The organism is Peribacillus sp. NPDC097895 (genome assembly GCF_050277555.1).
Lineage (GTDB): Bacteria > Bacillota > Bacilli > Bacillales > DSM-1321 > Peribacillus.
Genome location: NZ_JBNNSH010000001.1, coordinates 641,310 through 667,877 on the forward strand (window position 1 = coordinate 641,310; position 26,568 = coordinate 667,877).

23 protein-coding genes, 1 riboswitch and 1 other annotated feature are annotated in these 26,568 nt (G+C 42.6%); of the genes, 21 read left to right on the plus strand and 2 right to left on the minus strand.

Annotation, left to right across the window (positions count from 1 at the left end):
- The first annotated feature begins 49 nt into the window (after nt 1-49).
- From glcD to ACQKMH_RS03025, 5 genes are all read left to right on the plus strand, one after another.
- Nucleotides 50-1,462 carry a glycolate oxidase subunit GlcD gene (gene glcD, locus ACQKMH_RS03005; RefSeq protein ID WP_427586015.1) on the plus strand — a complete coding sequence of 471 codons (1,413 nt, stop codon included), beginning with the start codon at nt 50-52 and terminating at the stop codon, nt 1,460-1,462.
- A complete protein-coding gene (locus ACQKMH_RS03010; protein ID WP_427586016.1) occupies nt 1,459-2,784 on the plus strand; it encodes a (Fe-S)-binding protein in 1,326 nt (441 codons plus the stop codon). Before glcD ends, ACQKMH_RS03010 begins: the two co-directional genes overlap by 4 nt.
- A 254-nt stretch (nt 2,785-3,038) precedes the next feature.
- Nucleotides 3,039-3,788, plus strand: coding sequence for a YsnF/AvaK domain-containing protein (locus ACQKMH_RS03015; RefSeq protein WP_427586017.1), 750 nt, complete (start codon nt 3,039-3,041; stop codon nt 3,786-3,788).
- 182 nt (nt 3,789-3,970) lie between these two features.
- A complete protein-coding gene (locus ACQKMH_RS03020; protein WP_427586018.1) occupies nt 3,971-4,702 on the plus strand; it encodes a general stress protein in 732 nt (243 codons plus the stop codon).
- 501 nt (nt 4,703-5,203) lie between these two features.
- Complete coding sequence (locus ACQKMH_RS03025) at nt 5,204-5,596, plus strand: hypothetical protein (protein ID WP_427586019.1); 393 nt, start codon at nt 5,204-5,206, stop codon at nt 5,594-5,596.
- 33 nt (nt 5,597-5,629) lie between these two features.
- Here ACQKMH_RS03025 and sspI read toward each other — a convergent pair whose 3' ends face one another.
- Entirely contained in the window at nt 5,630-5,839 is a 210-nt protein-coding gene (sspI, locus tag ACQKMH_RS03030; RefSeq protein ID WP_427586021.1) for a small acid-soluble spore protein SspI, read from the minus strand.
- A gap of 122 nt (nt 5,840-5,961) precedes the next feature.
- Here sspI and ACQKMH_RS03035 point away from each other — a divergent pair, with 122 nt between their 5' ends.
- From ACQKMH_RS03035 to pheT, 3 genes are all read left to right on the plus strand, one after another.
- Nucleotides 5,962-6,720 carry a TrmH family RNA methyltransferase gene (locus tag ACQKMH_RS03035; RefSeq protein ID WP_427586022.1) on the plus strand — a complete coding sequence of 253 codons (759 nt, stop codon included), beginning with the start codon at nt 5,962-5,964 and terminating at the stop codon, nt 6,718-6,720.
- A gap of 44 nt (nt 6,721-6,764) precedes the next feature.
- Nucleotides 6,765-7,004, plus strand: a binding site (T-box leader).
- A gap of 59 nt (nt 7,005-7,063) precedes the next feature.
- On the plus strand, nt 7,064-8,104 hold the full coding sequence (pheS, locus tag ACQKMH_RS03040; protein WP_427587494.1) for a phenylalanine--tRNA ligase subunit alpha: 1,041 nt from the start codon (nt 7,064-7,066) through the stop codon (nt 8,102-8,104).
- Nucleotides 8,105-8,132: 28 nt separating this feature from the next.
- On the plus strand, nt 8,133-10,547 hold the full coding sequence (gene pheT / locus ACQKMH_RS03045; RefSeq protein ID WP_427586023.1) for a phenylalanine--tRNA ligase subunit beta: 2,415 nt from the start codon (nt 8,133-8,135) through the stop codon (nt 10,545-10,547).
- Nucleotides 10,548-10,673: 126 nt separating this feature from the next.
- On the opposite strand, the gene rnhC is transcribed toward pheT, so the two are convergent.
- Nucleotides 10,674-11,633 carry a ribonuclease HIII gene (gene rnhC / locus ACQKMH_RS03050; RefSeq protein ID WP_427586024.1) on the minus strand — a complete coding sequence of 320 codons (960 nt, stop codon included), beginning with the start codon at nt 11,631-11,633 and terminating at the stop codon, nt 10,674-10,676.
- Between the two features lie 171 nt (nt 11,634-11,804).
- Here rnhC and zapA point away from each other — a divergent pair, with 171 nt between their 5' ends.
- The 13 genes from zapA to uvrC all read left to right on the plus strand — a co-directional run bounded on the left by zapA (nt 11,805) and on the right by uvrC (nt 26,272).
- Nucleotides 11,805-12,065 carry a cell division protein ZapA gene (zapA, locus tag ACQKMH_RS03055; RefSeq protein WP_048678967.1) on the plus strand — a complete coding sequence of 87 codons (261 nt, stop codon included), beginning with the start codon at nt 11,805-11,807 and terminating at the stop codon, nt 12,063-12,065.
- Between the two features lie 4 nt (nt 12,066-12,069).
- Entirely contained in the window at nt 12,070-12,618 is a 549-nt protein-coding gene (locus ACQKMH_RS03060) for a CvpA family protein (RefSeq protein ID WP_427586025.1), read from the plus strand.
- Nucleotides 12,619-12,819: 201 nt separating this feature from the next.
- Entirely contained in the window at nt 12,820-14,538 is a 1,719-nt protein-coding gene (gene polX, locus ACQKMH_RS03065) for a DNA polymerase/3'-5' exonuclease PolX (protein WP_427586026.1), read from the plus strand.
- 35 nt (nt 14,539-14,573) lie between these two features.
- A complete protein-coding gene (locus ACQKMH_RS03070; RefSeq protein WP_427586027.1) occupies nt 14,574-16,928 on the plus strand; it encodes an endonuclease MutS2 in 2,355 nt (784 codons plus the stop codon).
- A gap of 65 nt (nt 16,929-16,993) precedes the next feature.
- Entirely contained in the window at nt 16,994-17,401 is a 408-nt protein-coding gene (locus tag ACQKMH_RS03075) for a DUF350 domain-containing protein (protein WP_034309012.1), read from the plus strand.
- A gap of 209 nt (nt 17,402-17,610) precedes the next feature.
- On the plus strand, nt 17,611-18,369 hold the full coding sequence (locus tag ACQKMH_RS03080; RefSeq protein ID WP_427586028.1) for a GNAT family N-acetyltransferase: 759 nt from the start codon (nt 17,611-17,613) through the stop codon (nt 18,367-18,369).
- A 178-nt stretch (nt 18,370-18,547) separates the two neighbouring features.
- On the plus strand, nt 18,548-20,245 hold the full coding sequence (locus ACQKMH_RS03085) for an AMP-binding protein (protein WP_427586029.1): 1,698 nt from the start codon (nt 18,548-18,550) through the stop codon (nt 20,243-20,245).
- A 198-nt stretch (nt 20,246-20,443) separates the two neighbouring features.
- Nucleotides 20,444-21,031 (plus strand): TetR/AcrR family transcriptional regulator, encoded by a 588-nt coding sequence (locus ACQKMH_RS03090; RefSeq protein WP_230154818.1) that lies wholly within the window; start codon nt 20,444-20,446, stop codon nt 21,029-21,031.
- 125 nt (nt 21,032-21,156) lie between these two features.
- Entirely contained in the window at nt 21,157-21,930 is a 774-nt protein-coding gene (locus ACQKMH_RS03095; protein ID WP_427586030.1) for an enoyl-CoA hydratase, read from the plus strand.
- 133 nt (nt 21,931-22,063) lie between these two features.
- Nucleotides 22,064-22,837, plus strand: a complete 774-nt coding sequence (locus ACQKMH_RS03100; protein WP_427586031.1) for an electron transfer flavoprotein subunit beta/FixA family protein — start codon at nt 22,064-22,066, stop codon at nt 22,835-22,837.
- A 61-nt stretch (nt 22,838-22,898) separates the two neighbouring features.
- Nucleotides 22,899-23,876: an electron transfer flavoprotein subunit alpha/FixB family protein gene (locus ACQKMH_RS03105; RefSeq protein WP_427586032.1), complete on the plus strand. Its 978-nt coding sequence runs from the start codon at nt 22,899-22,901 to the stop codon at nt 23,874-23,876.
- Nucleotides 23,877-24,083: 207 nt separating this feature from the next.
- Nucleotides 24,084-24,398, plus strand: coding sequence for a thioredoxin (gene trxA, locus ACQKMH_RS03110; protein WP_034308995.1), 315 nt, complete (start codon nt 24,084-24,086; stop codon nt 24,396-24,398).
- Nucleotides 24,399-24,499: 101 nt separating this feature from the next.
- Complete coding sequence (uvrC, locus tag ACQKMH_RS03115) at nt 24,500-26,272, plus strand: excinuclease ABC subunit UvrC (protein WP_427586033.1); 1,773 nt, start codon at nt 24,500-24,502, stop codon at nt 26,270-26,272.
- Nucleotides 26,273-26,333: 61 nt separating this feature from the next.
- Nucleotides 26,334-26,510: riboswitch (Lysine riboswitch) on the plus strand.
- Nucleotides 26,511-26,568 lie beyond the last annotated feature (58 nt).

The window sequence follows — 26,568 nt, forward strand, 5'->3', positions numbered from 1 at the left end:
GAATCATATGAAAAATATCGAATGTAGTTTTTATATGAGGGGGATGTATATGTTAACAAAGCAGGTTAAGCAACTACTTATTAACATCGTTGGTCAGGAAAATTACGATGAGTCGAAAGTGGAATGTCTTGTCTATTCTTATGATGCTACACCAGGGTATCAAGCGATGCCGGATGCGGTCATTAAACCGGGCTCCACAACCGAGGTGGCAGCCATTGTCAAGGTTTGCAACGAATACAAGGTTCCAATCGTTCCACGCGGGTCGGGGACGAATTTGAGCGGAGGTACATGCCCGACAAAGGGTGGGCTTGTCCTACTATTCAACCGAATGAATTCATTGCTTGAAATAGATCAGGAAAACTTAACGGCGACGGTACAACCTGGGCTCATCACATTGGACTTGATATCAGCAGTGGAAGAGAAGGGATTGTTTTATCCGCCCGATCCAAGTTCGATGAAAATCTCCACGATTGGCGGCAACATTAATGAAAACTCTGGTGGTCTTCGAGGGTTAAAGTACGGAGTCACCCGTGATTATGTCATCGGGCTTGAAGTGGTCCTTCCAAATGGGGACATCATTCGAACAGGGGGCAAGCTTGCCAAAGATGTAGCAGGGTATGATTTAACGAGGCTTTTCGTCGGCTCCGAGGGAACACTTGGTATCGTTACGGAAGCGACCTTAAAACTGATTCCCATTCCGGAAACGACAAAGACGATGCTTGCCCTATATCAAGATCTGGATGCTGCAGCTCAATCAGTGGCCAAGATCATTTCAAACAAAATCATTCCTGTCACTCTTGAATTTCTGGATCGGCCGACGTTGATCGTGGTAGAGGAATTCGCGAAGATCGGTTTGCCCACCAATGTGGAAGCGGTGCTGCTGATTGAACAGGATGGTCCCCCTGAAGTGGTTGACCGTGATATGAAAAGGATGGCCGATATCTGTATAGAGGAGAAGGCTGTTTCCGTGGAAATTGCCGAAACGGAATCTGACGCAACTGCCTTGAAAACGGCTAGACGTACAGCCCTTTCCGCACTAGCACGCCTGAAGCCTACGACTATTTTGGAAGATGCAACCGTTCCTCGATCGGAAATTGCCAAAATGGTCAGAGCGATTAATGAAATCGCCAGTAAGCATAACGTGAACATATGTACATTCGGTCATGCAGGGGATGGGAACCTCCACCCAACTTGCATTACTGACGCTCGTGATCATGATGAAATGGAGAGAGTGGAGCTCGCTTTTGCCGACATTTTTGCCGTGGCAATCGACCTTGGCGGGACGATTACCGGAGAACATGGTGTGGGAGAGATGAAGGCCCCATATCTTGAATGGAAGTTGAAGAAAGAAGGAATTGCCGCCATGAGAGCGATAAAACAAGCATTCGATCCTAATAACATCATGAATCCCGGCAAAGTATTTGCCAAGGAGAGCAGGAAAAGGGTGGTGGTATCTTCATGACGACCGTTCAGGAAAGGGAAACCATTGCCACTCAATTCGCGGAGAAAATGAATGAAGATGAATTATTGAATTGCATGCGCTGCGGCTTTTGCTTACCCCATTGCCCGACATATATTGAATCGGGTTTAAAGGAATCCCATTCACCAAGGGGCCGGATTGCACTTATGAAAGCGGTGACGGATGGTGTGATCGAGCCAGACGAAGATGTCGAACGTTCATTAAGCCTATGCCTCGGCTGTAGGGCTTGTGAGCCTGTTTGCCCTTCTGGTGTGAAGTATGGACATCTTCTCGAAGAAGCAAGGGATATCATCCATCAGAATAAAAGGCACAGTTTCCCTGTAAAAACAATCCGTAAGGCCGTTTTTAGTGGATTATTCCCGCATCAGGAGCGAATGCAGACCATGACTAGTTTGCTTGGCTTCTATCAAAGGTCAGGCCTGCAATACATGGCCCGAAAAACGGGAGTCTTAAACATGCTTCCGGATAATTTGGCAACCATGGAAAAAGTGCTGCCGAAAGTCCCAAAAAAATCAGAAATGAAAAATAGACCAACCGAACTGCCTGCAATTGGAACTGCATTGAAAAAGGTGGCATTCTTTTCAGGCTGCTTAATGGATACGATGTTTTTGGAAACGAACAAGGCCACACTAAAGCTTCTTCAGCTTGCTGGATGTGAAATCGTGATTCCAAAATCCCAGGCTTGTTGCGGAGCATTACATGGGCACAGTGGTGAAAAAGAAGGAGCAAAGCAACTGGCCAAGCGTAATATTGAAGCTTTTGAAGCGGACGAAGTTGATTATATTATTACGAATGCCGGCGGTTGTGGGGCTTTTCTCACTGATTATGACCATTTGCTTCAGGATGAAACGGTATGGCACGATCGTGCAATCGCATTTAAGAATAAGATGAAAGATATTAGTGAAATTCTTGTTGATTTGCGTTTTCATGAAAAGGTTCGCCTGAAGCTGCCAGCTCAATCCATAACCTTTCAAGATTCCTGTCACTTACGGAATGTAATGAATACCTCCCTGGCTCCGCGGATTCTCCTACAATCGATAGAAGGAATCGATTTCAGGGAAATGAAGGATGCGGATCGGTGCTGCGGCTCGGCAGGTATTTACAATATCGTTGAATCAGAAATGTCCATGAATATTCTCGACTCGAAAATGGAGCACACTAAATCGACTCAGGCGGATATAGTTGTCACGGCAAACCCTGGTTGTTTGCTGCAAATGCAATTGGGAATCGAGAGGGAAAACTTGGGGGAGTGTACGAAAGCGGTGCATATTGTGGACCTGCTAATGGAGGCCGTGGCTTTATAATAGAAGAAAAAAGATTTCAAGCAGTATATGAAAATAATGAATAGCAGTATTTGGTTAAACATTACAATTTTAAAAATGGGGAAACCCTTGTATAGCCTAGAATTCATTTGAAGGCACGGCCTGTGCTGAGAACGAATTGTAAATGATATAACAAAAATGAAATAATGATTCCTCGTTTACTTAGGAGCATGGTGGGTAGTGTTTATATATAGCATCCACTTAACGAAACAACAAAACCTAAGGAGGAATGTAAAATGAATAAAACAGTATATGGAGTATATGAATCAAATGCAGAAGTGATCCAAGCAATTAATGCACTTAAGGCAAAGGGGTTTGAAGGGGACGATATTACGGTCGTCGCAGACAAGGAAGAAACTTTGGATTTCACGAATCATCAACGTGAAACGGATGTTCATACTATGACGAATATACCTAGCGACGAATCATTTATGGACAAGGTGGCACGTTTCTTCATGCCGGATGATACGGCAGACCTTTCAACAAGATTGGCAAATGCAGGTCTTTCGAATAGTGAAGCGGCGGAACATGTCTTTGATGTAGAAAACGGAAAAGTCCTGGTTCTTGTCGATGAAAGTGAAGGCCACTTTGGAATGGAAAAGGATAAATTCACGACTGGAACAACGGACACCGCCGGTACAAGGCTCGATACAAACTCCACCAACCCACTTTATAACGGTACTGAAAAAAACGATGCATTAAATAAAGAAGATATATATGGAGTGAACGGACAAGGTCGTGAATCGAATCTGGAAACCGGGAGCATTAAAGATGGAGAAACCTTACGTATTCCCGTTGTGGAAGAACAGTTGGAAGTTTCAAAAAAACCGGTTGTCACAGATGAAATAGTCATCAAGAAACATGCTGTACAAGAAACGGAACAAGTTCAGGATACGCTTAAAAAGGAAGATATCCAGCTTGATAGTACAGATGAATCGATCGTGAATGAGAAAAAGGCAATTGGAAGTAGAAGCGACCGCTTCTAAGAGTGAAGGAAATGGCCTGCAGTTATAAAAACTGCAGGTTTCTTTTTGATTTTAAAGACTGATTAAAGGTTCGAATCTAGGTCAGGTAAACCTTTAAAGGGTCATTTTTTGTTTAATTAGCACCCATCAGGGTATAAATACACATAAGAAGAAATATCGGAATAATACGAGGAGGAAGATGCATGGGAAAAACATTATATGGAGTTTTTCGTACGAATACGGAAGTTACTCAGACCATACAATCGCTCAAGGAAAAGGGAGTTCATGAAGGGAAAATAACCGTAATAGCTGATAAAAAAGGAGATTTGGATTTTGTGAATGAAAAGCGGGATCCGGATGTAGATGTCGTTACCAACTCAAGTGAAGTTTCCTTCATAGATAAGATGAAACACTTCTTCCTGAACGAAGGTTCTGAAGATATAAGGAACCGACTAGGTGATTTAGGGCTTGCCGATAGTGAAGCGACCGCTTATATAAACGAAGTGGAGGCAGGGAAATTCCTGATTCTTTTAGATGAAACTGATACCGCATCAACAAGAGAAGGAGTGACTTTCAACGGCTGGCAGGATCAGGACGAACTATTTACAGATAATCCGCTGAAAACAGGTGTGGTGAACAATCCGGATCCGAACCTTTTTCCGGAGACAACAACGAATGCCTTTCAAACAAGGGAAGTGGAAGCACAGCCCGGAAGAAGCGAAGAACTTCACGGAAATTCTGCCAACATCTTTGATAACGAAGAGCTGGATACGAGGCGAGCCCAAGAAAGGGAAATCAGGGGGAACTCCACCGAAAAATATGAGGAGCAAAAGCCAGGGAATTATGAAGGGACACTAGCGAATGCCAGCGGGCAGCAAGAGGAAGATTTGAGGGATGAATATATCAAAAATAGAATTAATACCGACAATCTGTAATACGCAAAATAACAGCCTGAACAAGGCTGTTCAGACTGTAGACAAACTAGATGAAAATCGAGTTTGTCTACAGTTTCTTTATGGCTTGTAAAATTTGGACGTTGATTTCCATACCAGGCACTCGCTTTCCGCAGGCGGTCCACCCTCAACGCTCTTTTCGGCTGTGGGGTCTCCCTTAGACTCGCTTTTGCCGCAGAGTCTCGCACCTTCCACTCCAATGCAACTTTGTTATAAAAGATACAAATCATACCTAAGGAGTTGAAGGTTTGCTTGGTTCAGTTGGATCAGGAACATCATTTGATGAAAGATATATTTTCCGAACCCTTTTTATCTACAAACTGAAACAGTCAGTTATTTTCTTAAAAAACCTTTAGGCAAAGGGCTCCCTCGTTCATTAGTTAGGAATCCCCATTAGACTATTTGCTTGTTTATTGTTAAAGCGGCAAGGTATAATTACAAAGGAATTTTATTTTATGTAGAGTAACAAGGAGGGGGAGAAACATGGAAAAAAACGTATATGGTGTTTTTGACTCTAATCCGGAATTACTTGCTGCAATTCAAGAATTACAAGCTAAAGGCGTGACTGGCACCCAAATGACAGTAGCAGCTGATATAAAAAATGATGTGCAGCTTGGAAATGAACATACGGATATCCTGATCATCGCCAATCAGGATAAGGAGGACACTCTTTTTTTAAGAATCTTCCACTACTTCACAGATGAAGGATCTGGAGATTTACGCAGCTTTTTTACGAAATACGGCTACTCATTTGCTGAGACAAAAGCGATGCTTAAAGAAGTGAGCGCAAAAAAATTCATCTTGCTGCTCGATGAAGAAGTGTCCATTGAAGAACTGAAGGCTGGCCATGATAAAGTAGTACCGATAAAGAAGTAAGCGAATCAAAAAAATAACAGCCTGCGAGGGCTGTTATTTTTTTAGTCCTGATTCTAGGGTAGTGATCATTTCCTGTTTTTCCTGCTCTGATGAATTTTGCCAGATGACCTCGAATAATACTCCCAAGCCAGGAAGCATTTTTTCCTCGCCATTCTGTATGGCATCGACAATCGTGTCTTCCAGCTGATCTTGCGAATTTCCGCTTACATTTTGGATGATCGCATTACGTAGGTTTAAGTTCACATTTATTCCTCCTCTAACACATAATGACTGACATTAATAGCATTTCACAAACTGGCATGCAATATGTATGTGAATTGCGTTATAATAGGAAAATCAGTGTGAAATTAAAGGAGCGTTTACCCTTGAAATATATCGAATCCGTAAAAAACCCGCAAGTGAAGCAATGGAAAAAGCTATTGACGAAAAAAGAGCGAGATAAAACAGGGAAATATTTAGTCGAGGGTTTTCACCTTGTTGAAGAAGCTTTAAAAGTAGATATCGTCATGGAAGTGATCATCAATGAAGAAACAGAAATGCCTGCTCATTTTAAACTGGAAGGCGCAGAAGTCATTTATGTCAAAAATGATATTATGAAAGCGATTTGCGATACCGAGGCACCACAAGGAATTGCGGCGGTCTGTGAACAGAAGTCAATGAGCATGACATCCATTAATCCGGATAAACTATTGTTGATTGATGCTGTCCAGGATCCAGGAAATATTGGAACGATGATCAGGACCGCGGATGCGGCAGGGATCGATGCGGTCATTCTTGGCGAAGGCTGTGCAGACTTGTATAACCCTAAAGTGGTCCGTTCGACGCAAGGAAGCCTATTCCATATGCCTGTCATCAAAGGGAACCTTGCAGATATCATCGATGAGCTGAAAGAGCGCGGCACACCGGTTTATGGCACGGCTCTTGAAGGGGCTTCACCATTTGAAGAAGTGGAAAAGACCTCCCGATTTGCCCTGCTGGTCGGTAATGAAGGCAAAGGCGTATCGAAGGAATTACTGGAGAAAACGACGAAAAACCTTTATATTCCCATTTACGGAAAAAGCGAGTCATTGAATGTGGGGATCGCCGCCGGGATTTTAATGTACCATTTACGAAAATCAATTTGAAACGGCCGACGAATTATAATATAATAAAACAGAATTTTATAATGAAAACAACGATGACAAAGAATAGTAACTTAAGTTATCCATATCCAGGGAAAAAATGCCTCGACTGAAAGCATTTTTATGGCGCTGCTTAAGGGAATTCACCTTTCGAGTTGGCATTGGGAAGACATATAGTCCGAAAAATGTTCCGGTGAAGAGCCGTTATTTTTATGAAGTGAGTGCGTAGTTTGTTTGTTTGTGCACTAATAAGGGTGGTACCGCGATACATAAACCTCGTCCCTTTCTGGGATTGAGGTTTTTTTGTGTTCATTTTTTTAAAAGGAAAATAAAGGAGGAAGACATGATGCAGGAACGTTTATTAGAACTGCAGGAAGAAGCGTTGCAAAAAGTGGCCGCAGCTTCCGAATTAAAGGAACTGAATGAAGTCCGAGTTGCTTATTTAGGGAAAAAAGGACCAATCACTGAGGTATTGCGTGGCATGGGTAAATTGTCAGCTGAAGAGCGTCCGAAAATCGGGGCACTTGCCAATGATGTCCGGGAAGCGATCGCTACAAAGATTGAAGAGAAACAAAAAGCTCTTGAAACTGAGGCTGTCAATGCAAAGCTAGCAACAGAAACGATAGACGTCACACTTCCAGGACGTCCGGTTAACAAGGGGAATCTTCATCCATTAACACGTGTCGTGGAAGAAGTCGAAGACCTGTTCATCGGTATGGGGTATACCGTTGCGGAAGGTCCGGAAGTCGAAAGCGACTACTATAACTTTGAGGCACTTAACTTGCCGAAAAGCCATCCGGCGCGTGATATGCAGGACTCTTTCTACATTACGGATGAAATCTTGATGCGTACTCACACTTCACCGGTTCAAGCAAGAACGATGGAAAAACATAAAGGACAAGGTCCTGTTAAAATCATCTGCCCAGGAAAAGTATACCGCCGTGACAATGATGATGCCACACACTCCCATCAATTCCAGCAAATTGAGGGCTTGGTCATCGATGAGAACATCAGCATGAGCGACCTGAAAGGTACACTTGAAGTTTTTGCGAAAAAAGTATTCGGGCAAGACCGTGAAATCCGTCTTCGTCCAAGTTTCTTCCCATTTACAGAGCCTTCAGTTGAAGTGGATATTTCTTGTAAAATCTGCGGCGGAAAAGGTTGCAGCGTTTGTAAACAAACAGGCTGGATCGAAGTGCTTGGCGGCGGGATCGTTCATCCGAACGTCCTTGAAATGGCTGGATTCGATTCCAAGAAATACTCTGGATTTGCATTCGGAATTGGCGTGGAACGGATTGCCATGTTGAAATATGGCGTGGATGATATCCGTCACTTCTATACGAATGATGTTCGATTCTTAAAACAATTCAACCATCACGAAGCATAAATTTTTATTTTATAAAGGAGGACCTACCATGTTTGTGTCATATAAATGGTTACAAGATTATGTTGACCTTTCAGGCATCAATGCAACGGAGCTTGCTGACAAAATCACAAAAAGCGGCATTGAGGTTGAAGGGGTGGAAAAGAAAAGCGAAGGGCTTAAAGGAGTGGTCATCGGGCATGTTATTGAACGTGAACAGCATCCTAACGCGGATAAATTGAATAAATGCCTAGTTGATATCGGGGCAGAAAATCCCGTTCAAATCATCTGTGGAGCACCGAATGTCGATAAAGGCCAAAAAGTTGCAGTCGCAACTGTCGGGGCAGTCCTTCCAGGCAATTTCAAAATTAAGAAAGCGAAACTTCGCGGTGAAGAATCGCACGGGATGATTTGCTCGCTTCAAGAATTGGGCTTCGAATCCAAACTCGTGTCCAAGGATTATGCAACAGGTATCTTCGTCTTCCCAAATGATGTCGAGGTAGGTAAAGATGCATTGGAAGAGCTTGGTTTAAGCGATGAAGTACTGGAACTTGGGCTGACTCCAAATCGTTCTGATGCATTGAGTATGCTTGGTGTTGCTTACGAAGTGGGAGCCATTCTTGGCCGGGAAGTGAAATGGCCGGTTATCGAGAAAGAAGAAGTAACTGAAAAAGCAACTGATTACATCAGTGTCAAAGTGGAAGCGAAAGAGGATAACCCGCTATACATCGCCAAAATCATCAAAGGTGTAAAAATCGGGCCATCGCCGCTTTGGATGCAGACTCGGCTAATGTCTGCAGGTATCCGACCTCATAATAATGTGGTCGATATCACGAACTACATCCTGCTTGAATACGGTCAACCGCTGCATGCCTTTGATTATGATCGCTTTGGTTCAAAGGAAATCGTCATCCGCAGAGCGAAAGATGCTGAAAAAATCGTAACATTGGATGAAGCCGAACGCACTTTGACACAAAATCATTTAGTGATCACAAATGGCACCGAGCCGGTTGCGATAGCAGGTGTGATGGGCGGAGCCGATTCCGAAGTGAAAAATGATACAACGAATATCATTATTGAAAGTGCATATTTTGCAGGCACAGTAGTCCGTAAAGCATCAAAAGACCACGGCTTACGCAGTGAAGCAAGTGCCCGCTTTGAAAAAGGCGTCGATCCGGCCCGTGTTCGTGAAGCTGGAGAACGTGCGGCACAATTGATTGCACAATATGCTGGCGGAACCGTTTTACAAGGAGCAGCTGAAGTTGATGAATTGACAATGGAACCAGCGGTCATTAGCATCACACTTGAAAAAATCAACACCCTTCTTGGAACGAGCATGACCGTAGCTGAAGTGGAGTCCATTTTCAAACGCCTGCAATTCGGAGTGGAACTTGACAATGAAACGTTCACGATCACTGTGCCTACACGCCGTGGTGATATCACGATTGAAGCAGATTTAGTTGAAGAAGCGGCACGTTTGTATGGATATGATAACATTCCCGTTACACTGCCGATCGGTTCGGCTACTCCAGGCCAACTGACAGACTATCAAATAAAACGCCGGAAAGCTCGCCGCACACTTGAAGGCGCAGGCCTTTATCAAGCAGTGACCTATTCATTGACGAGCGAGGAAAAAGCTTCCCAATTTGCGTTGGAAACTCGCGAATCCATTCGTTTGGCAATGCCAATGAGTGAAGAACGGAGCCAACTGCGCTTGAGCATCGTGCCACAATTATTAGAAGTCGTGAAATACAATAATGCTCGCCAACTTGATTCACTTGCTTTGTATGAAATCGGTTCAGTATTCTTTAAGAAGGACGGACAAGAGCTTCCTGAAGAGAAAGAACATATTGCAGGAGCCATCACAGGCCTTTGGGAAGCGCACCTATGGCAAGGGGAAAAGAAACCAGTGGATTTCTTTGTTGCTAAAGGCGTGATCGAAGCGTTATTCGATACACTGGGATTAGCTGACCAAATCAGTTACCGCCAAGCGGAAATCAATGACATGCATCCAGGACGTACTGCCGAAGTACTATTGAATGGAAATGTGATCGGCTTTATCGGCCAAGTGCACCCAACTGTCCAAAAAGACTTGGATATTAAAGAAACATATATTTTCGAACTTTCCTTAAAAGCGCTGTCAGAAGCCGAAGTGGCGCCTATTGCATATGAAACCATTCCGCGCTTCCCATCGACAACACGCGATATCGCGCTTGTTGTGGATCAAGCGACAAAAGCTGGTGACATTCAAGGTATTATTGAAGAAGCCGGAGGCAAGCTACTCAAAGAAGTAAGCATCTTCGATTTATACGAAGGCGAAAGAATGGAGGAAGGCAAGAAATCCATTGCCTACTCACTGAAATACTTCGATCCGGAACGTACGCTAACGGACGAGGACATTACGAAAGCACATGAAAAAGTTCTTGAAGCCGTGAAAGAAAAGGCTGGCGCAGAACTAAGAGGATAAAAACAAAAAGACAGCTCCCAGAAATCATGGGAAGCTGTCTTTTTATGAACTCACGAGTAAAGCATGCCCTTATTAATCGTTCTTACAGAAATGGCGGCTGTTCACGGAAGAACAGCCCATTTTCGCTTATTTATGATATTTCTTTTGATATAATCGCTTCGCTTTTTCTGTATTGGCAAAGTGGGTTTTTGTGAATTCGTGCAATGAATCGATTCCTTTTTCATGTATCAATCTTGCTGCCGCTTCATCGACTGCAGAGCCGGCTCCTTTAGGGATTTTGAACCCGGCTTTTTCACTCAGCAAATCAAAGCGTTTGACGAATGCATATCGTGCAAGGATGGAAGCAGCTGCTACGCCAAGGTGTATCCCTTCCGCTTTTGTACACAAATAGGTGGCGTTTGCCTGAAATAGTTCTTGGCCTTTCAAGTAATTGAAAAATACATCAGGTTGAGCGAATTGATCAATAAGGACGGCCTCCGCGTGTTCTGGCTGGATTTTTTCCATAAGAAGTTTGATCGCTTGATTATGGAGGAGTGCCTTCATTTTTCCTTGAGACATACCCTTTGCCTGAAGCGCATTATATTTCGGGTTGTCGCACGTGAGTAGGCTGAAAGGCACCACATCCTTAATCTGTTTGGCAATTTCGATGATTTGTGGATCTTTCAGATTTTTAGAATCCTGGACACCAAGTTCTTTCAATAATGCGAGTTGCTCCTTTTTTGCATAGACAGCGACGACGGTGATTGGGCCGAAATAGTCCCCTGTTCCGACTTCATCAGAACCGATTACTGACATGGTTCCGATATTTGCAGGTGGTGAATAGCGATGGACGTTGACTGATGCGGATGATGCTGTTTTTTTCTTTGGAGTGGCAGCAGTCGCACCTTGTTGCCATTTTACTGCTTCTATTTCAGCATTCTTCCCTTGAAAGAGTACTTTTCCTGATTTATAGGCGGTTACCGTACATAGCGGCGGTTTGGCGGAAAAGATGCTCCCTGGGGGCAGTTTGGCGGCTAAGGAAGCGGAATAATGAGATTTCATCGCCTGTATTTGTGCAGGACTGATAACTAAAACAACATGTGACATAATGGATAACTCCTAACTTCATATTATTTTTAAGGTAATCTTCATCCTAAGGTCGTTTTCATTTGACAAATTATTGCATTTTTTATACAAGAAATGACGTTGTACTCTCTTTCATGACGAAAAAGTTCATGATATGATAGAATTAGGATTGTTTAGATTGGGGGCATCATTTTGTCAGACGATAAACGAAATAAAACAACAGTTGATATATACGGACAACCATATACAATCGTCGGTACAGAAAGCGCAAGTCATATGCGCCTGGTCGCTTCGATGGTTGACGAAAAAATGAGAGAGATCAGGATGAAAAATCCATACTTGGATACAAGTAAGCTAGCGGTACTGACCGCCGTGAATACCATCCACGAATATATTAAATTAAAAGATGAACTAGACCAGCTTCAACTGGAATTAAAGAGAGAGAAGGACTGAGTACATGCTTGATTTAGCAATTCTGGCCATTCTATTAATCGGTTTATTAATCGGTTTAAAGCGTGGCTTCATTTTACAAACGGTTCATATGACAGGGTTCATAGTAGCCTTCATCGTCGCATATGTGTTTTATGGAGACCTTGCTCCCAATTTGAAATTGTGGATTCCATTTCCAACGATGGGTGAATCCTCGACCCTTACTATGTTTTTCGAAACAGTCGGGCTTGAAACGGCGTATTACAACGCGATTTCCTTTGCGATCATTTTCTTTGTTGCCAAGATACTTTGGCAAATGATAGGATCCATGCTCAATTTCATTACACATATTCCAATTTTAAAACAGCTGAATCGCTGGGGTGGCGGGATATTGGGTTTTATCGAAATCTATCTTATCATGTTTATTATATTATACATAGCTGCCATGCTGCCAATGGATTCCATTCAGAGACCATTAACAGGTTCTTTTCTGGCAGAAACCATCGTGAAACATACGCCGTTCCTTTCCGAGAAAGTGAAAGAACTTTGGTTTCATAATGTAAATCAATCTTTATGATAGTATACGAGGGCCTGCCTCCCTTCTCAAAGTCATAGATTCTTATACTTTGAATGGGAGGCTTTTTATGTAGCAGCAAGTAACTACCACCACATTGATTCGAAAGGTAAGAATCGGACTGCTTGTACTTTACCTCCAAGAAAGGTATCTTTAAGAAAGTAAACAAGGGACACCCAATTAATTTTTTCGGCGGTGAAAAATATGACAATAAATAAAAAAGATATCATTAGATTATTAGAAAAAATCGCAATATATATGGAATTAAAAGGAGAGAACCCGTTCAAGGTTTCAGCTTTCCGCAAAGCAGCGGGAGCCTTGGAAACGGATGATCGGAGTCTGGCGGCCATCGAAGACTTTACCGCATTAAATGGAATCGGGAAAGGAACGGCTTCCGTCATCGAAGAGTATATCAATGAGGGGAAATCTACCGTACTTGAAGAGCTTCAGGAGCAGGTGCCAAAAGGGTTGATTCCGCTCTTGCAACTTCAAGGTTTGGGCGGGAAGAAAATCGCCAAACTTCATAAAGAGCTGCAGGTCAATGATGTGAATGATCTTAAAACCGCCTGTGAAGAAGGCAGGGTCGCGGCGCTTGCCGGTTTCGGCAAAAAAACGGAAGAGAAAATCCTGGCTGCAATTGCCGAGGCAGGTTCAAGGCCTGATCGGCTTCCACTTGCCTTCATGAGACCGATAGCGGATGATATTGAAACCGCCCTTGCCAACATGGAACATATCTTCCGTTCATCCAGAGCAGGCAGCATCCGTCGCATGAGGGAAACCATCAAGGACCTCGATTTCATCATCTCGACAGATCATCCCGAAGAAGTTAAGAATCAGCTTCTTGCATTAGCGGGCATTAAGCAAGTGATTGCGGCCGGTGATACAAAAGTATCGGTCGTGCTTGATTATGAATATGATATTTCGGTCGATTTCCGAATTGTGAAAGATAAGGAATTCATCACAACACTCCATCATTTTACTGGCTCGAAAGATCACAATGTGCGTATGCGCCAGCTGGCTAAAGAACGCGGAGAAAAAATCAGCGAATATGGGGTGGAAGTGGCTGAAACAGGTGAGATATTGACGTTCGAAACGGAAGAACAATTTTATAAACACTTCGGTCTTCCATTCATTCCCCCAGAATTACGAGAAGACGGAACGGAAGTGGAGCAATATGATGCAAAGGAACCTCTCATATCGTTAGAGGCCATTCAAGGTGATTTGCATATGCATACCACATGGAGTGACGGGGCTTATTCCATTGAAGAAATGATTGAAGCATGCCGTGCCAAAGGTTATCAATACATGGCCATTACCGATCATTCGCAATATTTGAAAGTGGCGAACGGATTGACTGTGGAACGTTTACGTGAACAAAAACGCATCATCCATGAACTGAATGAAAAATACGATGATTTTACCGTTCTTTCGGGGATTGAAATGGATATACTTCCTGATGGGACACTTGATTATGACGATGAGCTGCTTGCTGAGATGGATTTGGTTATCGCATCGATCCATTCAAGTTTTTCACAACCTCGTGAAACGATCATGGAGCGTTTAAAAACAGCTTTGAATAATCCGCATGTCGATATCATCGCCCATCCAACGGGAAGGATTATCGGCAAACGTTCCGGATATGATGTTGATATAGAAATGCTGATTGAACTGGCACGCGACACGAATACTGCCTTGGAATTGAATGCGAATCCGAACCGATTGGATTTGGCACCTCCCCATCTGCGCAAGGCACAGGAAGCAGGCGTTCAGATTGTAATCAATACCGATGCCCACAGCATTGATATGCTTGATCATATGCCTGTTGGTGTGTCTTCGGCCAAGAAGGGCTGGATTAAAGAAGCAACGGTCCTTAATGCAAAGGATACGGATGGATTATTAAAGTTTTTAAAGAGAAATGACTAACTATTTGCCCATAAATAAGGAGGAGCTTTAACTCCATGCATAATAAAGCTTTAAAGACATTGGAATTTCATAAAATTAAAGAACAATTAATCTCTCACGCATCTTCGTCCATAGGAAAAGAGAAGGCGCAGCAACTGATGCCTTCAACGGACTTTGAAGAGGTGACGAGATGGCAGGAAGAAACGGATGAGTCAGCCAAAATCGTACGTTTGAAAGGTAACTTGCCATTAGGCGGGATTTTTGATATCCGTCCACATGCAAAAAGGGCCCAGATTGGCGGAATGCTTTCACCGATGGAATTGATGGAACTCGCGAGTACGATTCGTGCAGGGAGGATCCTTAGTCGTTTCTTCGAAGAAATCGCCGAGCAGGAAATAGATGTTCCGCTTCTAGCCGAATATATCGATTCCCTGCATCCATTGATTGAATTGCAACAGGAAATTACGTTTGCAGTAAGTGAACATGGCGAAGTGATGGATTCTGCGAGCGATAAGCTCCGTACACTAAGAAATCAGATTCGGACGAATGAAAGCCGTGTCCGGGAAAAACTAGAAAGCATGATTCGTTCCTCCAACGCATCAAAAATGTTATCGGATTCCATCATCACCATCCGGAATGACCGGTTTGTCATCCCAGTAAAACAGGAATACCGCAGTGTGTATGGCGGGATCATTCATGATCAATCATCATCTGGACAGACGCTGTTCATTGAGCCGCAAGCAATCGTGCAACTGAATAATGTCCTGCAGGAAACCAGAGCGAAGGAAACACAGGAAATAGAACGGATATTGGTCGAATTATCGGAAAAAGTCGGAGCGTACACCCCAGAATTGCTTCATAATGTCAAAGTACTCGCACAAATCGATTTCCTTGTCGCGAAGGCAAAATATGCAAAAGCGATAAAAGGATCCAAACCGATTTTGAATAATGAGGGACGCGTGAAATTATTCAAAGCGAAACATCCGCTCATTCCGAGTGATGTTGTCGTAGCCAATGATATTTTCCTAGGTGATGACTTTACGACAATCGTTATCACGGGTCCGAATACTGGGGGGAAAACGGTTACCCTGAAAACGCTGGGCCTCTGTACGTTAATGGCCCAGGCCGGTCTGCAAATCCCTGCGCTGGATGGTTCTGAAACGGCCGTGTTTTCCTCCGTTTTTGCCGATATTGGCGATGAACAGTCGATTGAGCAGAGCTTAAGTACGTTCTCATCTCATATGGTCAATATTGTCGACATCCTAAAGCATGTCGATTATGATAGCCTTGTTTTATTCGATGAGCTTGGAGCGGGAACGGACCCACAGGAAGGTGCCGCTTTAGCCATTTCCATTTTGGATGAAGTATATAAGCGCGGGGCGCGTGTGATTGCAACGACACATTATCCGGAATTAAAAGCATATGGATATGATCGGGAAGGCGTTATTAATGCAAGCGTTGAATTTAATGTGGAAACATTGAGTCCTACCTATAAGCTTTTGATCGGTGTACCGGGACGTAGTAATGCGTTTGAAATATCCAAGCGCCTTGGCTTGGAAGAGAGCGTGATAAGCAACGCCCGCAGCCATATTGGCGAGGATACCAATAAAGTTGAGAATATGATTGCATCCCTTGAAGATAGCCGTAAGAAGGCAGAAGAGGAGGAGCAGGAAGCCAAGAATCACCTTGAACAGGCGGAAATCCTTCATAAAGACCTTCAAAAGCAAATTGGTGAATACCATGAGGAACGGGATGCGTTGGTCGAAAAGGCAGCAAAAGAGGCTGCAGCGATCGTTGAAAATGCACAAAAAGAAGCGGAAGCGATCATTGCCGACTTACGTAAACTGCGACTTGAAAAGCATGCCGATGTTAAAGAGCATGAACTGATCGATGCGAAAAAACGGCTTGAAGAAGCGACGCCTAAAGTGAAAAAAACATCAGTTAAAGTTGCTAGGCCACTGGATAAAAGCTTGAAACCTGGAGATGAAGTAAAGGTCGTAAGCTTTGGTCAAAAGGGTCACTTGATCGAGAAAGTTTCAAGTAATGAGTGGCAGGTTCAGATCGGCATCATGAAAATGAAGGTGAAGGAGTCTGACCTAGAATTCATCAAGGCCACGAAAGTGAAGGAAACAAAGCCGCTTACCACGATAAAAGGTCGGGATTATCATGTTAGCGTGGAACTTGACCTACGTGGGGAACGCTTTGAAAATGCCATTTCAAGAGTCGAAAAATATGTTGATGATGCTTTATTGGCCGGATATTCGAGTGTCTCCATCATTCATGGTAAAGGAACGGGCGCTCTTCGGTCCGGGGTCCAGGAATACTTGAAAAATCACCGCTCTGTCAAAAGAATTCGGTTCGGCGAAGCCGGAGAAGGCGGTACAGGTGTTACGGTGGTGGAATTTAAATAAAGGAAAGTGGTCATTCCGGCTATTCTGCCAAGCTGGATGGCTGGTTACCATTCGGGAGTTGGACCATGGAGAATATGTGGGAAAATGAATATGTATATATAGCTGCTCGTTACAGTGTCGTTATTTTGTGCATGATTGTTTTTTTAGCCATTTTTGAACTTGTCACAAAGTACAAGAACTGGGAGGAAATCAAACAGGGAAACCTTTCTGTCGCGTTGGCAACAGGTGGTAAAATATTTGGGATCGCTTATGTATTCCAACAATCCATCCTCCATCAGAATTCACTTCTTACCATGATTGGCTGGGGTGTATACGGTTTTGTCCTTCTATTGATCGGTTATTTCATTTTTGAATTTATGACTCCTGGATTTAAAATAGATGAAGAGATACAAAAAGATAATCGGGCAGTTGGGTTCCTATCGATGATCATTTCAATCGCTTTATCTTTTGTCATCGGCGCCGGAATTTCTTAATGCCCTTCATGAGAGGGAGAAAACTGTGGAGAAGCTTGCAAAAGTCTTAATTGTTTGTTGCGGAATCTTTTTTCTGCTTGGAATCATTTATATGATATTCTTCACCTGAAAGAAGCGGCCTTTGTGTCGCTTCTTTGATTTCAACTCTATTAAATAGAGGCGTATAAAATGATATGGTCAAAAAGATGCTCGGAAAGAGGAGGAGTGACATGGATAAGTCCAAACTGATGCAAAAGATTGAAGAATTATCGATGAATGCTTTACCGGCCCTGCAAACGCAAATCTATGATGGATGGGTTTTACGATTTGCGGATGGATATACAAAACGGGCGAATTCAATCAACCCTATCTATTCATCGAATGAAGATTTGAAAAAGAAAATAATGAATTGTGAGAAAGTATATTTTGAAAGAAATGATCGGGTAGTATACAAAATGACGCATCAAGCTAAACCTATCAACTTGGAAAGTGTTCTGGAAGAGTCGGGTTATGTCCTTGAAGGCACAACAAGTGTCCAGGTATTGGAATTGGTAGAAACAGAGGCACCTAATGAAAGCAATGTCATGAAGTATGACCATTTACATGATGACTGGTTTAATGATTTCTGCCTGCTAAGTCATGTTACTGATGATGATCAAACCCACTTGAAAAAAATGTTCGAAAATATCATTCCAAAAACATGCTTCATGTTGTTGACGGATGATGGTGGAACCGTGGCGGCAGGAGGACTAGGTGTATTAGAAGACGAATACATAGGTCTGTACAATATTTTCACCCATAAAAACTTTCGAAACCGAGGCTATGGTGCAAAACTCATTCGTAACCTGTTGCATTGGGGTAAAGAAAATAGGGCGAAAAATGCTTATCTCCAGGTGATGGAAACGAATGCGCCTGCTCTATGCTTGTACGGAAAATTGGGATTTGAAGAAAAATATACATATTGGTATAGAACTAAAATGAAGGAGTAACCACTCCTTTTTTTTGTACCTTCCAATAATCCCTCATGGCTGGTACAGGTCATATTGACTGCTTCAATCCATATTATCAGCCCTTATGCTTATTTTTTCTAAATTTCATCAATTGTAAGAAAATCCCGGTTGTATTATAATGATTAGAGTAGTGAGAATATTCAGAAGGAGGGGGCAAATGAGCAATAAGCCATGGCAAGCTATGTATCCGGAACAAATACCAGCTGTTTTGTCGTACGAAGATAAACCCTTGTATTCATTTTTGAAGGAATCAGCCGAAGAATTCCCTGATAAAGTATCGATTCATTTCCAGGGAAAAGAATTAACTTACCAAGAAGTTTATGAATCAGCCTTAAAGTTCGCAGCCTATTTAAAAAGCATCGGCCTTCAAAAAGGGGAACGAGTTGCCGTCATGCTTCCTAACTGCCCTCAGGGTGTCATAAGTTTTTTTGGAATATTGATGGCCGGCGGAGTCGTGGTTCAAACGAATCCAACCTATACGGAACGTGAACTCGAGTATCAAATGAAAGACTCCGGAGCGAAAATGATTTTAGTGATGGATATTTTATTTCCCCGTGTCACTGCAGTCGCTTCCAGAACGGATATAGAACATATCATTGTAACCGCCATCAAGGAATATTTGCCTTTTCCGAAAAATCTTATCTATCCTTTTATACAAAAAAAGCAATACGGTATCGTCATCAATGTGGAGCACGCGGGCAATCATCATTTATTTACTGAAATCATGAAACGAAAGATTCCTGAAGAGGTCGCTGAGCCGATTGATGTGGATGAGGACCTTGCCCTTTTACAATATACAGGGGGGACAACAGGCTTTCCGAAAGGGGTCATGCTTACCCATAAGAACTTGCTGGCAAATACGAAAATGTGCAATGCTTGGCTTTATAAAAATAAGCGCGGTGAGGAAAGGGTCCTAGCAATTCTGCCATTTTTCCATGTATACGGTATGACGACAGTTTTGGTACTTTCCGTCATGGAAGGGAACACCATGATCATCATGCCGAAGTTTGATGTTAAAGCGACGCTAAAAACCATCCAAAAACAGAAACCGACGATGTTTCCAGGTGCTCCTACGATGTATATCGGGCTATTGAACCATCCTGATATCGCTAAATATGACCTTTCTTCCATCAATGCCTGTATAAGCGGATCTGCATCATTGCCGTTAGAGGTACAAGAGCAGTTCGAGAAAATTACGGGTGGGAAACTGGTTGAGGGCTATGGACTGTCGGAAACGTCTCCGGTGACCCATGCAAATTTCATTTGGGATCAGCCTCGTGTAAAAGGAAGCATTGGTTTGCCATGGCCAGATACCGACTCAGTGATTCTCTCCCTGGAAACCTTTGATGAGCTGCCACCGAATGAAATTGGTGAGATTGCCATTAAAGGACCACAGGTAATGAAAGGTTACTGGAATCGTCCGGATGAAACGGAAAGCACTTTTAAAAATGGCTGGCTGCTGACAGGCGATCTTGGTTACATGGATGAGCAAGGATTCTTTTATGTAGTCGAGAGAAAAAAGGACACCATCATTGCAGGTGGTTTCAATATTTATCCTCGTGAGGTGGAAGAGGTACTATACGAGCATGAGGCGATTCAAGAGGTTGTTGTGGCAGGAATCCCTGACCCATATCGTGGTGAGACCGTCAAAGCCTATGTCGTACTGAAAAAAAATGCTACGGCGACCGAGGAAGAGTTGAATGATTTTGCAAGAAAGAACCTTGCTTCCTATAAGGTACCACGCAGTTATGAGTTTAGGGAAGAACTTCCTAAAACGATGATAGGTAAGATTTTGAGAAGAGTCCTTATCGAGGAAGAAAAGAAAAAGATATCCGAGGATAGAAAAGAAGCGTAACGAAGCATGCCCTTCATACGGAGCAGCGGAACATAGCTCCGTGTTTTGCAAAGCGACTGGACAACCAATGGATTGGGGCTGTACAATGAACATAGTGGAATGTCGGGTCTTAGAAGTTTTTGCTTGACAGTTAAGGGTCGTCATTTTATGATAGAAATATGAATGATGATTCATTCATTTTCTGAAAGGGGACATCCAGTGAAACGCAACAGACCAAAGTATAATCAAATTATTGATGCAGCCGTTATCGTCATTGCCCAACACGGTTACTATCAAGCCCAAGTATCCAAAATCGCCAAGCAAGCAGGCGTAGCGGACGGCACCATATATCTTTATTTTAAAAATAAAGAAGATATATTAATATCATTATTCCATGAAAAGATGGGCTATTTTGTGGAACAGATCGAAGAAGAGCTAAAAGGAAAGACCACAGCTTCGGAAAAAATGCTTGTACTCATACAAAAACATTTTCAAAACCTTTCAGAAGACGTGAATTTAGCAATTGTCACTCAGTTGGAATTAAGACAGTCGAACAAAGAATTACGCCTAAGAATTAATGATGTGTTAAGAGGATATTTAAATTTAATCGATCAGATCATTATAGAAGGAAAAGAGAACGGCGAATTTATGCCCGATTTAAACAATTTGCTTGCAAGGCAAATGATTTTTGGAACGATTGACGAAACAGTGACGACTTGGGTCATGAATGAGCAAAAGTATTCGCTCTCAGACCTTGCACCTGACGTTCACCGCCTTCTACTTGGCGGCTGTGGCTTGAGAAGTTAACGATTTTTATAGAGGATGGCTAGCCACCCTCCAAGAATCGGTCAAGTTTGCTTCCCGGATTTATCGGGAAGTGATACATATTGAATTTTCAAAAAAGTTTGACTAGCATGCCAGGAGGGATAGATATGGAATACCTTAAGCTTTCTGTCGAAAATCATGTGGCCTTTATAACGATTGATCATGCACCCGCAAATGCGCTTTCCTCGGCAATCATCGGAGAGCTGTCACAGGCCTTCGATCAAATTGAGCAAAACGAAGCCGTACGGGTTGTCCTTCTTCATGGTGAAGGAAGATTTTTCTCTGCAGGAGCAGACATTAAAGAGTTTACAGAAGTGAAAAACGGTAAAGCTTTCGAGAAACTGACCAAGAATGGTCAATCTGTATTTGAAAAAATTGAATCTTTTCCAAAACCAGTCATTGCAGCCATTCATGGAGCGGCGCTTGGCGGAGGATTGGAACTGGCTATGTCCTGTCACATCCGTTTGGTAACCGAAAGGGCAAAACTAGGTTTGCCTGAGCTTCAGCTCGGCTTAATACCTGGATTTGCTGGCACCCAACGACTTCCTCGTTATGTGGGTACGGCAAAAGCAGCTGAGATGCTGTTTACAAGTGAACCGATTACTGGTATCCAAGCTGTACAATGCGGGCTGGCAAATCATGCCTACACGGATGAAGAACTATTTCCAAAAGCGGTGGAGCTAGCCAATAAAATTGCAAAGAAGAGTCCTCTTGCGTTAAAGGCGGCTATAGAACTATTGAATTTTTCTAAGCATGACTCCTACTATAAAGGTGTGGAAAGGGAAGCCGTTCTCTTTGGCCAAGCTTTCGATACGGCTGATGCACAAGAAGGAATTGGTGCTTTCATTGAAAAAAGAGAAGCGGTATTCAAAGGGAAATGATAGGGTTTCCCGTCATATATAAATAACTATTTTTAAATATTATGCAGGATTTTGATGGAATCTGAAGAATAGAATTATATATATCAATAATATTCATAATCTTCAAAACTCAAATTATTCGGGAGGTATTATCGTGAACATTTATGTGCTGCTGAAAAGAACATTTGATACAGAAGAAAAGATTACTCTATCCAACGGGAAAATTAATGAGGATGGAGCAGAATTCATCATAAATCCATACGATGAGTATGCGGTCGAAGAAGCAATCCAAGTGCGTGATGCACATGGCGGCGAAGTAACGGTAATTTCAGTCGGAACCGAAGAGGCTGAAAAGCAATTACGTACAGCGCTTGCTATGGGTGCCGACAAAGCCGTATTGATTAATATAGAAGACGACATAGAAAATGGTGACCAATTCACCACTGCCAAAATCATAGGTGAATACTTAAAAGACAAAAATGCAGACTTAATCATTGCAGGAAACGTTGCAATCGATGGCGGTTCTGGTCAAGTGGGTCCACGCGTTGCAGAAATTTTGGGAATACCTTATATTACAACCATCACTAAATTGGAAATCGCAGCTGGAAATGTAAGCGTTATACGCGATGTTGAAGGGGACTCTGAAACGATCGAAGCATCTCTTCCATTGTTGGTGACCGCTCAACAAGGGTTAAATGAGCCGCGTTATCCTTCATTGCCAGGAATCATGAAAGCGAAGAAAAAACCGCTTGAAGAATTGGAATTGGATGACCTGGATTTGGAAGAAGAAGATGTTGAAGCAAAAACAAAAACGATAGAAATCTATCTTCCTGCTAAAAAAGAGGCTGGAAAGGTATTGAACGGCGATATCGGTGATCAAGTTAGCGAACTTGTTCAATTATTACGCAGCGAAGCAAAAGTGATTTAATCAAACCGTTCTTTTCTGAACTAACAACACACAACAAAAAGATACCAGGAGGTTTTTATAAATGGCTAGAAAGTTTCTTGTATTGGGCGAAGTTCGAGACGGTTCACTAAGAAATGTATCATTTGAAGCTATCGGTGCGGCTAAACTTGCTGCTGATGGCGGAGAAATCGTAGGTGTTTTAGTTGGTGACAGTGTTCAAAATTTTGGGGATGAATTGATTCAGCATGGTGCAGACCGGGTTGTTGCAGTTGAAAATGATCAATTGAAACAATATACATCAGATGGTTATGCACAAAGCTTGCTTGCCGTAATCGAACAGGAAAAGCCAGATGGGATTTTCTTCGGGCATACAGCTCTCGGAAAAGACCTTGCACCTAAATTGGCTGGAAAGCTTGAATCAGGATTGATTTCAGATGTTACCTCCATTGAAGAAGAAGGCGGAAATATCGTTTTTACCCGCCCGATTTATTCTGGTAAAGCATTTGAAAAGAAAATTGTTACAGATGGAGTGATTTTCGCGACAATCCGTCCGAACAATATTGAACCATTAGCGAAAGACGAGTCCCGCTCTGGTGATGTTTCTACATTAAGTGTGGATATTAAGGATTTACGCACCATCATTAAAGATGTTGTTAGAAAAGCAAGTGAAGGGGTTGACCTTTCAGAAGCAAAAGTGATCATTGCAGGCGGACGTGGTGTGAAAAGTGAAGATGGCTTTGAACCATTAAAGGAACTGGCACAAGTTCTTGGCGGAGCGGTAGGTGCTTCCCGTGGTGCGTGTGATGCGGATTATTGCGATTATTCTTTGCAAATCGGGCAAACGGGTAAAGTCGTTACACCCGACCTTTATATTGCCTGCGGAATATCTGGGGCGATACAGCATTTAGCTGGCATGTCCAACTCCAAAGTTATCGTTGCCATCAACAAAGACCCTGAAGCTAACATTTTCAATGTAGCTGACTACGGAATTGTCGGAGACCTTTTCGAAGTCGTTCCATTATTGACGGAAGAATTCAAAAAACTAAAAGTTAACGCGTAAATCAAATAAATGTAAGACAAGGGGCAAGACATTCGGCTAAGCCGATACATGTCTTGCCTCTTTATTTGGGCTAATAGGCAAGCGTAAAGCCTGCATATTCACTCTTTTTTAGGACATCCTACCACTGAAGCAAAATGTTAGCATCGTTTCTACCATCAATGGTATACTGTCTTTAGTTATTTGAGTAAATTTGAGGAGGAAATATATATGGCTATTGTAAATGCAACTGACCAAACTTTCACGACTGATACGAGCGAAGGTGTCGTTCTTGTAGATTTTTGGGCACCATGGTGCGGACCTTGTAAAATGATCGCTCCTGTACTTCAAGAGCTTGATACTGAAATTGGCGATACAGCGAAAATCGTAAAAGTTGATGTAGATGAAAACCAAGAAACAGCAGGAAAATTCGGTGTGATGAGCATCCCGACATTAATCGTCCTTAAAGACGGTGAAGTGGTGGATAAAGTGGTTGGTTTCCAACCAAAAGAAGCTCTTGCTGAACTTATTGCAAAACACGCTTAATAGTAAGATAGCTAAAAAAAGCTTCAAGTCTGCGGACTTGAAGCTTTTTTCGCTATCTTGATATATAATAATTGAAAATGGGATAACAGGAGGCTGTATACATGAACCAACAAATAAAGAATAAACTTGCCCTTCTTCCCGATCAACCTGGTTGTTATTTAATGAAAGATCGTCAGGGAACGATCATTTATGTAGGCAAAGCGAAAGTATTGAAAAACCGTGTCCGTTCTTATTTCACGGGATCCCATGATGGAAAGACATTTCGGCTCGTTAATGAGATAGAGGATTTCGAATACATTGTCACCTCTTCCAATATCGAGGCTCTCATTTTAGAGTTGAACCTAATCAAAAAACATGATCCAAAATATAATGTCATGCTTAAGGATGATAAGACTTATCCTTTCATTAAGTTGACGGCGGAACGGCATCCCCGTCTAATCATTACGCGAAAAGTCAAAAAGGATAAAGGGAAATATTTCGGTCCTTATCCGAACGCTTTTGCGGCTAACGAGACGAAAAAATTACTTGACCGCATCTATCCTCTTAGAAAATGCAATACCTTACCGGATCGAGTTTGTCTCTATTATCACCTAGGACAATGTCTGGCTCCATGTGTATATGATGTAGAGGAACAGGAATATAAAAAAATGGTGGAGGATATCAATCGGTTCTTGAACGGCGGACATACTGAGATAAAAAAAGAACTGACAGAAAAAATGCTGGAGGCATCCGAAGAGCTCGATTTCGAGAGGGCCAAAGAGTTCCGTGACAAAATTGCCCACATAGATATCACGATGGAGAAGCAGAAAATGATGACGACCGATTTCATCGATCGTGATGTATTTGGCTTTGCCTATGATAAAGGCTGGATGTGCGTTCAAGTATTTTTTGTGCGACAGGGTAAATTGATAGAAAGGGATGTTTCACTTTTTCCTGTCTATGATGAACCGGAACAGGAACTTCTTACATTCCTGGGTCAGTTTTACGAGATTACCAACCACTTTAAACCAAAGGAAATTTTGCTGCCTGAATCAGTGGATGCCGAAATGGCCGAAGGGCTGCTTGGTGTGAAAACGATTCACCCAAAACGGGGAGCGAAAAAAGATATGCTTAAACTGGCGAATAAAAACGCCTCCATCGCCCTTCAGGAAAAATTTTCTTTGATTGAACGAGATGAAGAACGAACGATCAAAGCCGTGGAAAACCTCGGGGTCCAATTGGGCATCTATACCCCGCATCGAATTGAGGCTTTCGATAACTCCAATATCCAGGGGAGTGACCCTGTTTCCGCTTTAGTCGTGTTCATTGATGGGAAACCGGAAAAAAGGGAGTACCGCAAATATAAGATCAAAACGGTCCAGGGACCTGATGATTATGAATCGATGCGTGAAGTGGTCCGAAGAAGATATTCACGAGTATTGAAAGAAGGGCTGCCTCTTCCGGATCTAATCATCATTGATGGCGGAAAGGGACATGTGGAAGCGGTCCGGGATATTTTGGAAAATGAATTGGGCCTTGATATTCCACTTTCAGGTCTGATTAAAGATGAAAAACACAGAACATCGCAATTGATGATTGGAAACCCGCTTGAACTTGTTCCGCTTGATTCACGGAGTCAGGAATTTTACTTATTGCAAAGAATTCAGGATGAAGTGCATCGGTTTGCAATTACGTTTCATCGCCAGCTACGCGGGAAAAATGCGGTTCACTCACAGCTTGATGATATTCCGGGAGTCGGGGAAAAGCGGAGAAAGCAATTATTAAAGCATTTTGGGTCATTGAAGAAAATCAAAGAGGCATCGACCGAGGAAATTATGGAAGCGGGTATGCCAAAAGGGGTGGCCGAGGGAATCGTTAGAAAATTGCAAGAATAATCTTGCTAGCGATAAATCTCTATGCTATGATTAGAAGGAATTTTTAATTAGACAACTTAAAAGTGCTGATAGAGGTGCGGAATTCAAGAGTAAAAACCTGGAGAAGTATGAGCTTCCATGAAAGGTTTTGAAAGGGGATGACGCCGAAGGAAGACAAGACTCATACCTTGTTTTTCTGGTCTGACATTTAATAAATGGCGGATTGTCAGGGGTTATACCCTGGAGAGCTATCTCACTGTGTTTACAGTATTTGATATGTGATCACAGCAATGAGATATTTCTCATTGCTTTTTTTA

Coding starts and splice junctions, on each gene's coding strand:
- glcD (WP_427586015.1), top strand. CDS start 50: ATGTTAACAAAGCAGGTTAAGCAACTACTTATTAACATCGTTGGTCAG.
- ACQKMH_RS03010 (WP_427586016.1), top strand. CDS start 1,459: ATGACGACCGTTCAGGAAAGGGAAACCATTGCCACTCAATTCGCGGAG.
- ACQKMH_RS03015 (WP_427586017.1), top strand. CDS start 3,039: ATGAATAAAACAGTATATGGAGTATATGAATCAAATGCAGAAGTGATC.
- ACQKMH_RS03020 (WP_427586018.1), top strand. CDS start 3,971: ATGGGAAAAACATTATATGGAGTTTTTCGTACGAATACGGAAGTTACT.
- ACQKMH_RS03025 (WP_427586019.1), top strand. CDS start 5,204: ATGGAAAAAAACGTATATGGTGTTTTTGACTCTAATCCGGAATTACTT.
- pheS (WP_427587494.1), top strand. CDS start 7,064: ATGCAGGAACGTTTATTAGAACTGCAGGAAGAAGCGTTGCAAAAAGTG.
- pheT (WP_427586023.1), top strand. CDS start 8,133: ATGTTTGTGTCATATAAATGGTTACAAGATTATGTTGACCTTTCAGGC.
- rnhC (WP_427586024.1), bottom strand. CDS start 11,633: ATGTCACATGTTGTTTTAGTTATCAGTCCTGCACAAATACAGGCGATG.
- ACQKMH_RS03060 (WP_427586025.1), top strand. CDS start 12,070: ATGCTTGATTTAGCAATTCTGGCCATTCTATTAATCGGTTTATTAATC.
- polX (WP_427586026.1), top strand. CDS start 12,820: ATGACAATAAATAAAAAAGATATCATTAGATTATTAGAAAAAATCGCA.
- ACQKMH_RS03070 (WP_427586027.1), top strand. CDS start 14,574: ATGCATAATAAAGCTTTAAAGACATTGGAATTTCATAAAATTAAAGAA.
- ACQKMH_RS03075 (WP_034309012.1), top strand. CDS start 16,994: ATGGAGAATATGTGGGAAAATGAATATGTATATATAGCTGCTCGTTAC.
- ACQKMH_RS03080 (WP_427586028.1), top strand. CDS start 17,611: ATGGATAAGTCCAAACTGATGCAAAAGATTGAAGAATTATCGATGAAT.
- ACQKMH_RS03085 (WP_427586029.1), top strand. CDS start 18,548: ATGAGCAATAAGCCATGGCAAGCTATGTATCCGGAACAAATACCAGCT.
- ACQKMH_RS03095 (WP_427586030.1), top strand. CDS start 21,157: ATGGAATACCTTAAGCTTTCTGTCGAAAATCATGTGGCCTTTATAACG.
- ACQKMH_RS03105 (WP_427586032.1), top strand. CDS start 22,899: ATGGCTAGAAAGTTTCTTGTATTGGGCGAAGTTCGAGACGGTTCACTA.
- trxA (WP_034308995.1), top strand. CDS start 24,084: ATGGCTATTGTAAATGCAACTGACCAAACTTTCACGACTGATACGAGC.
- uvrC (WP_427586033.1), top strand. CDS start 24,500: ATGAACCAACAAATAAAGAATAAACTTGCCCTTCTTCCCGATCAACCT.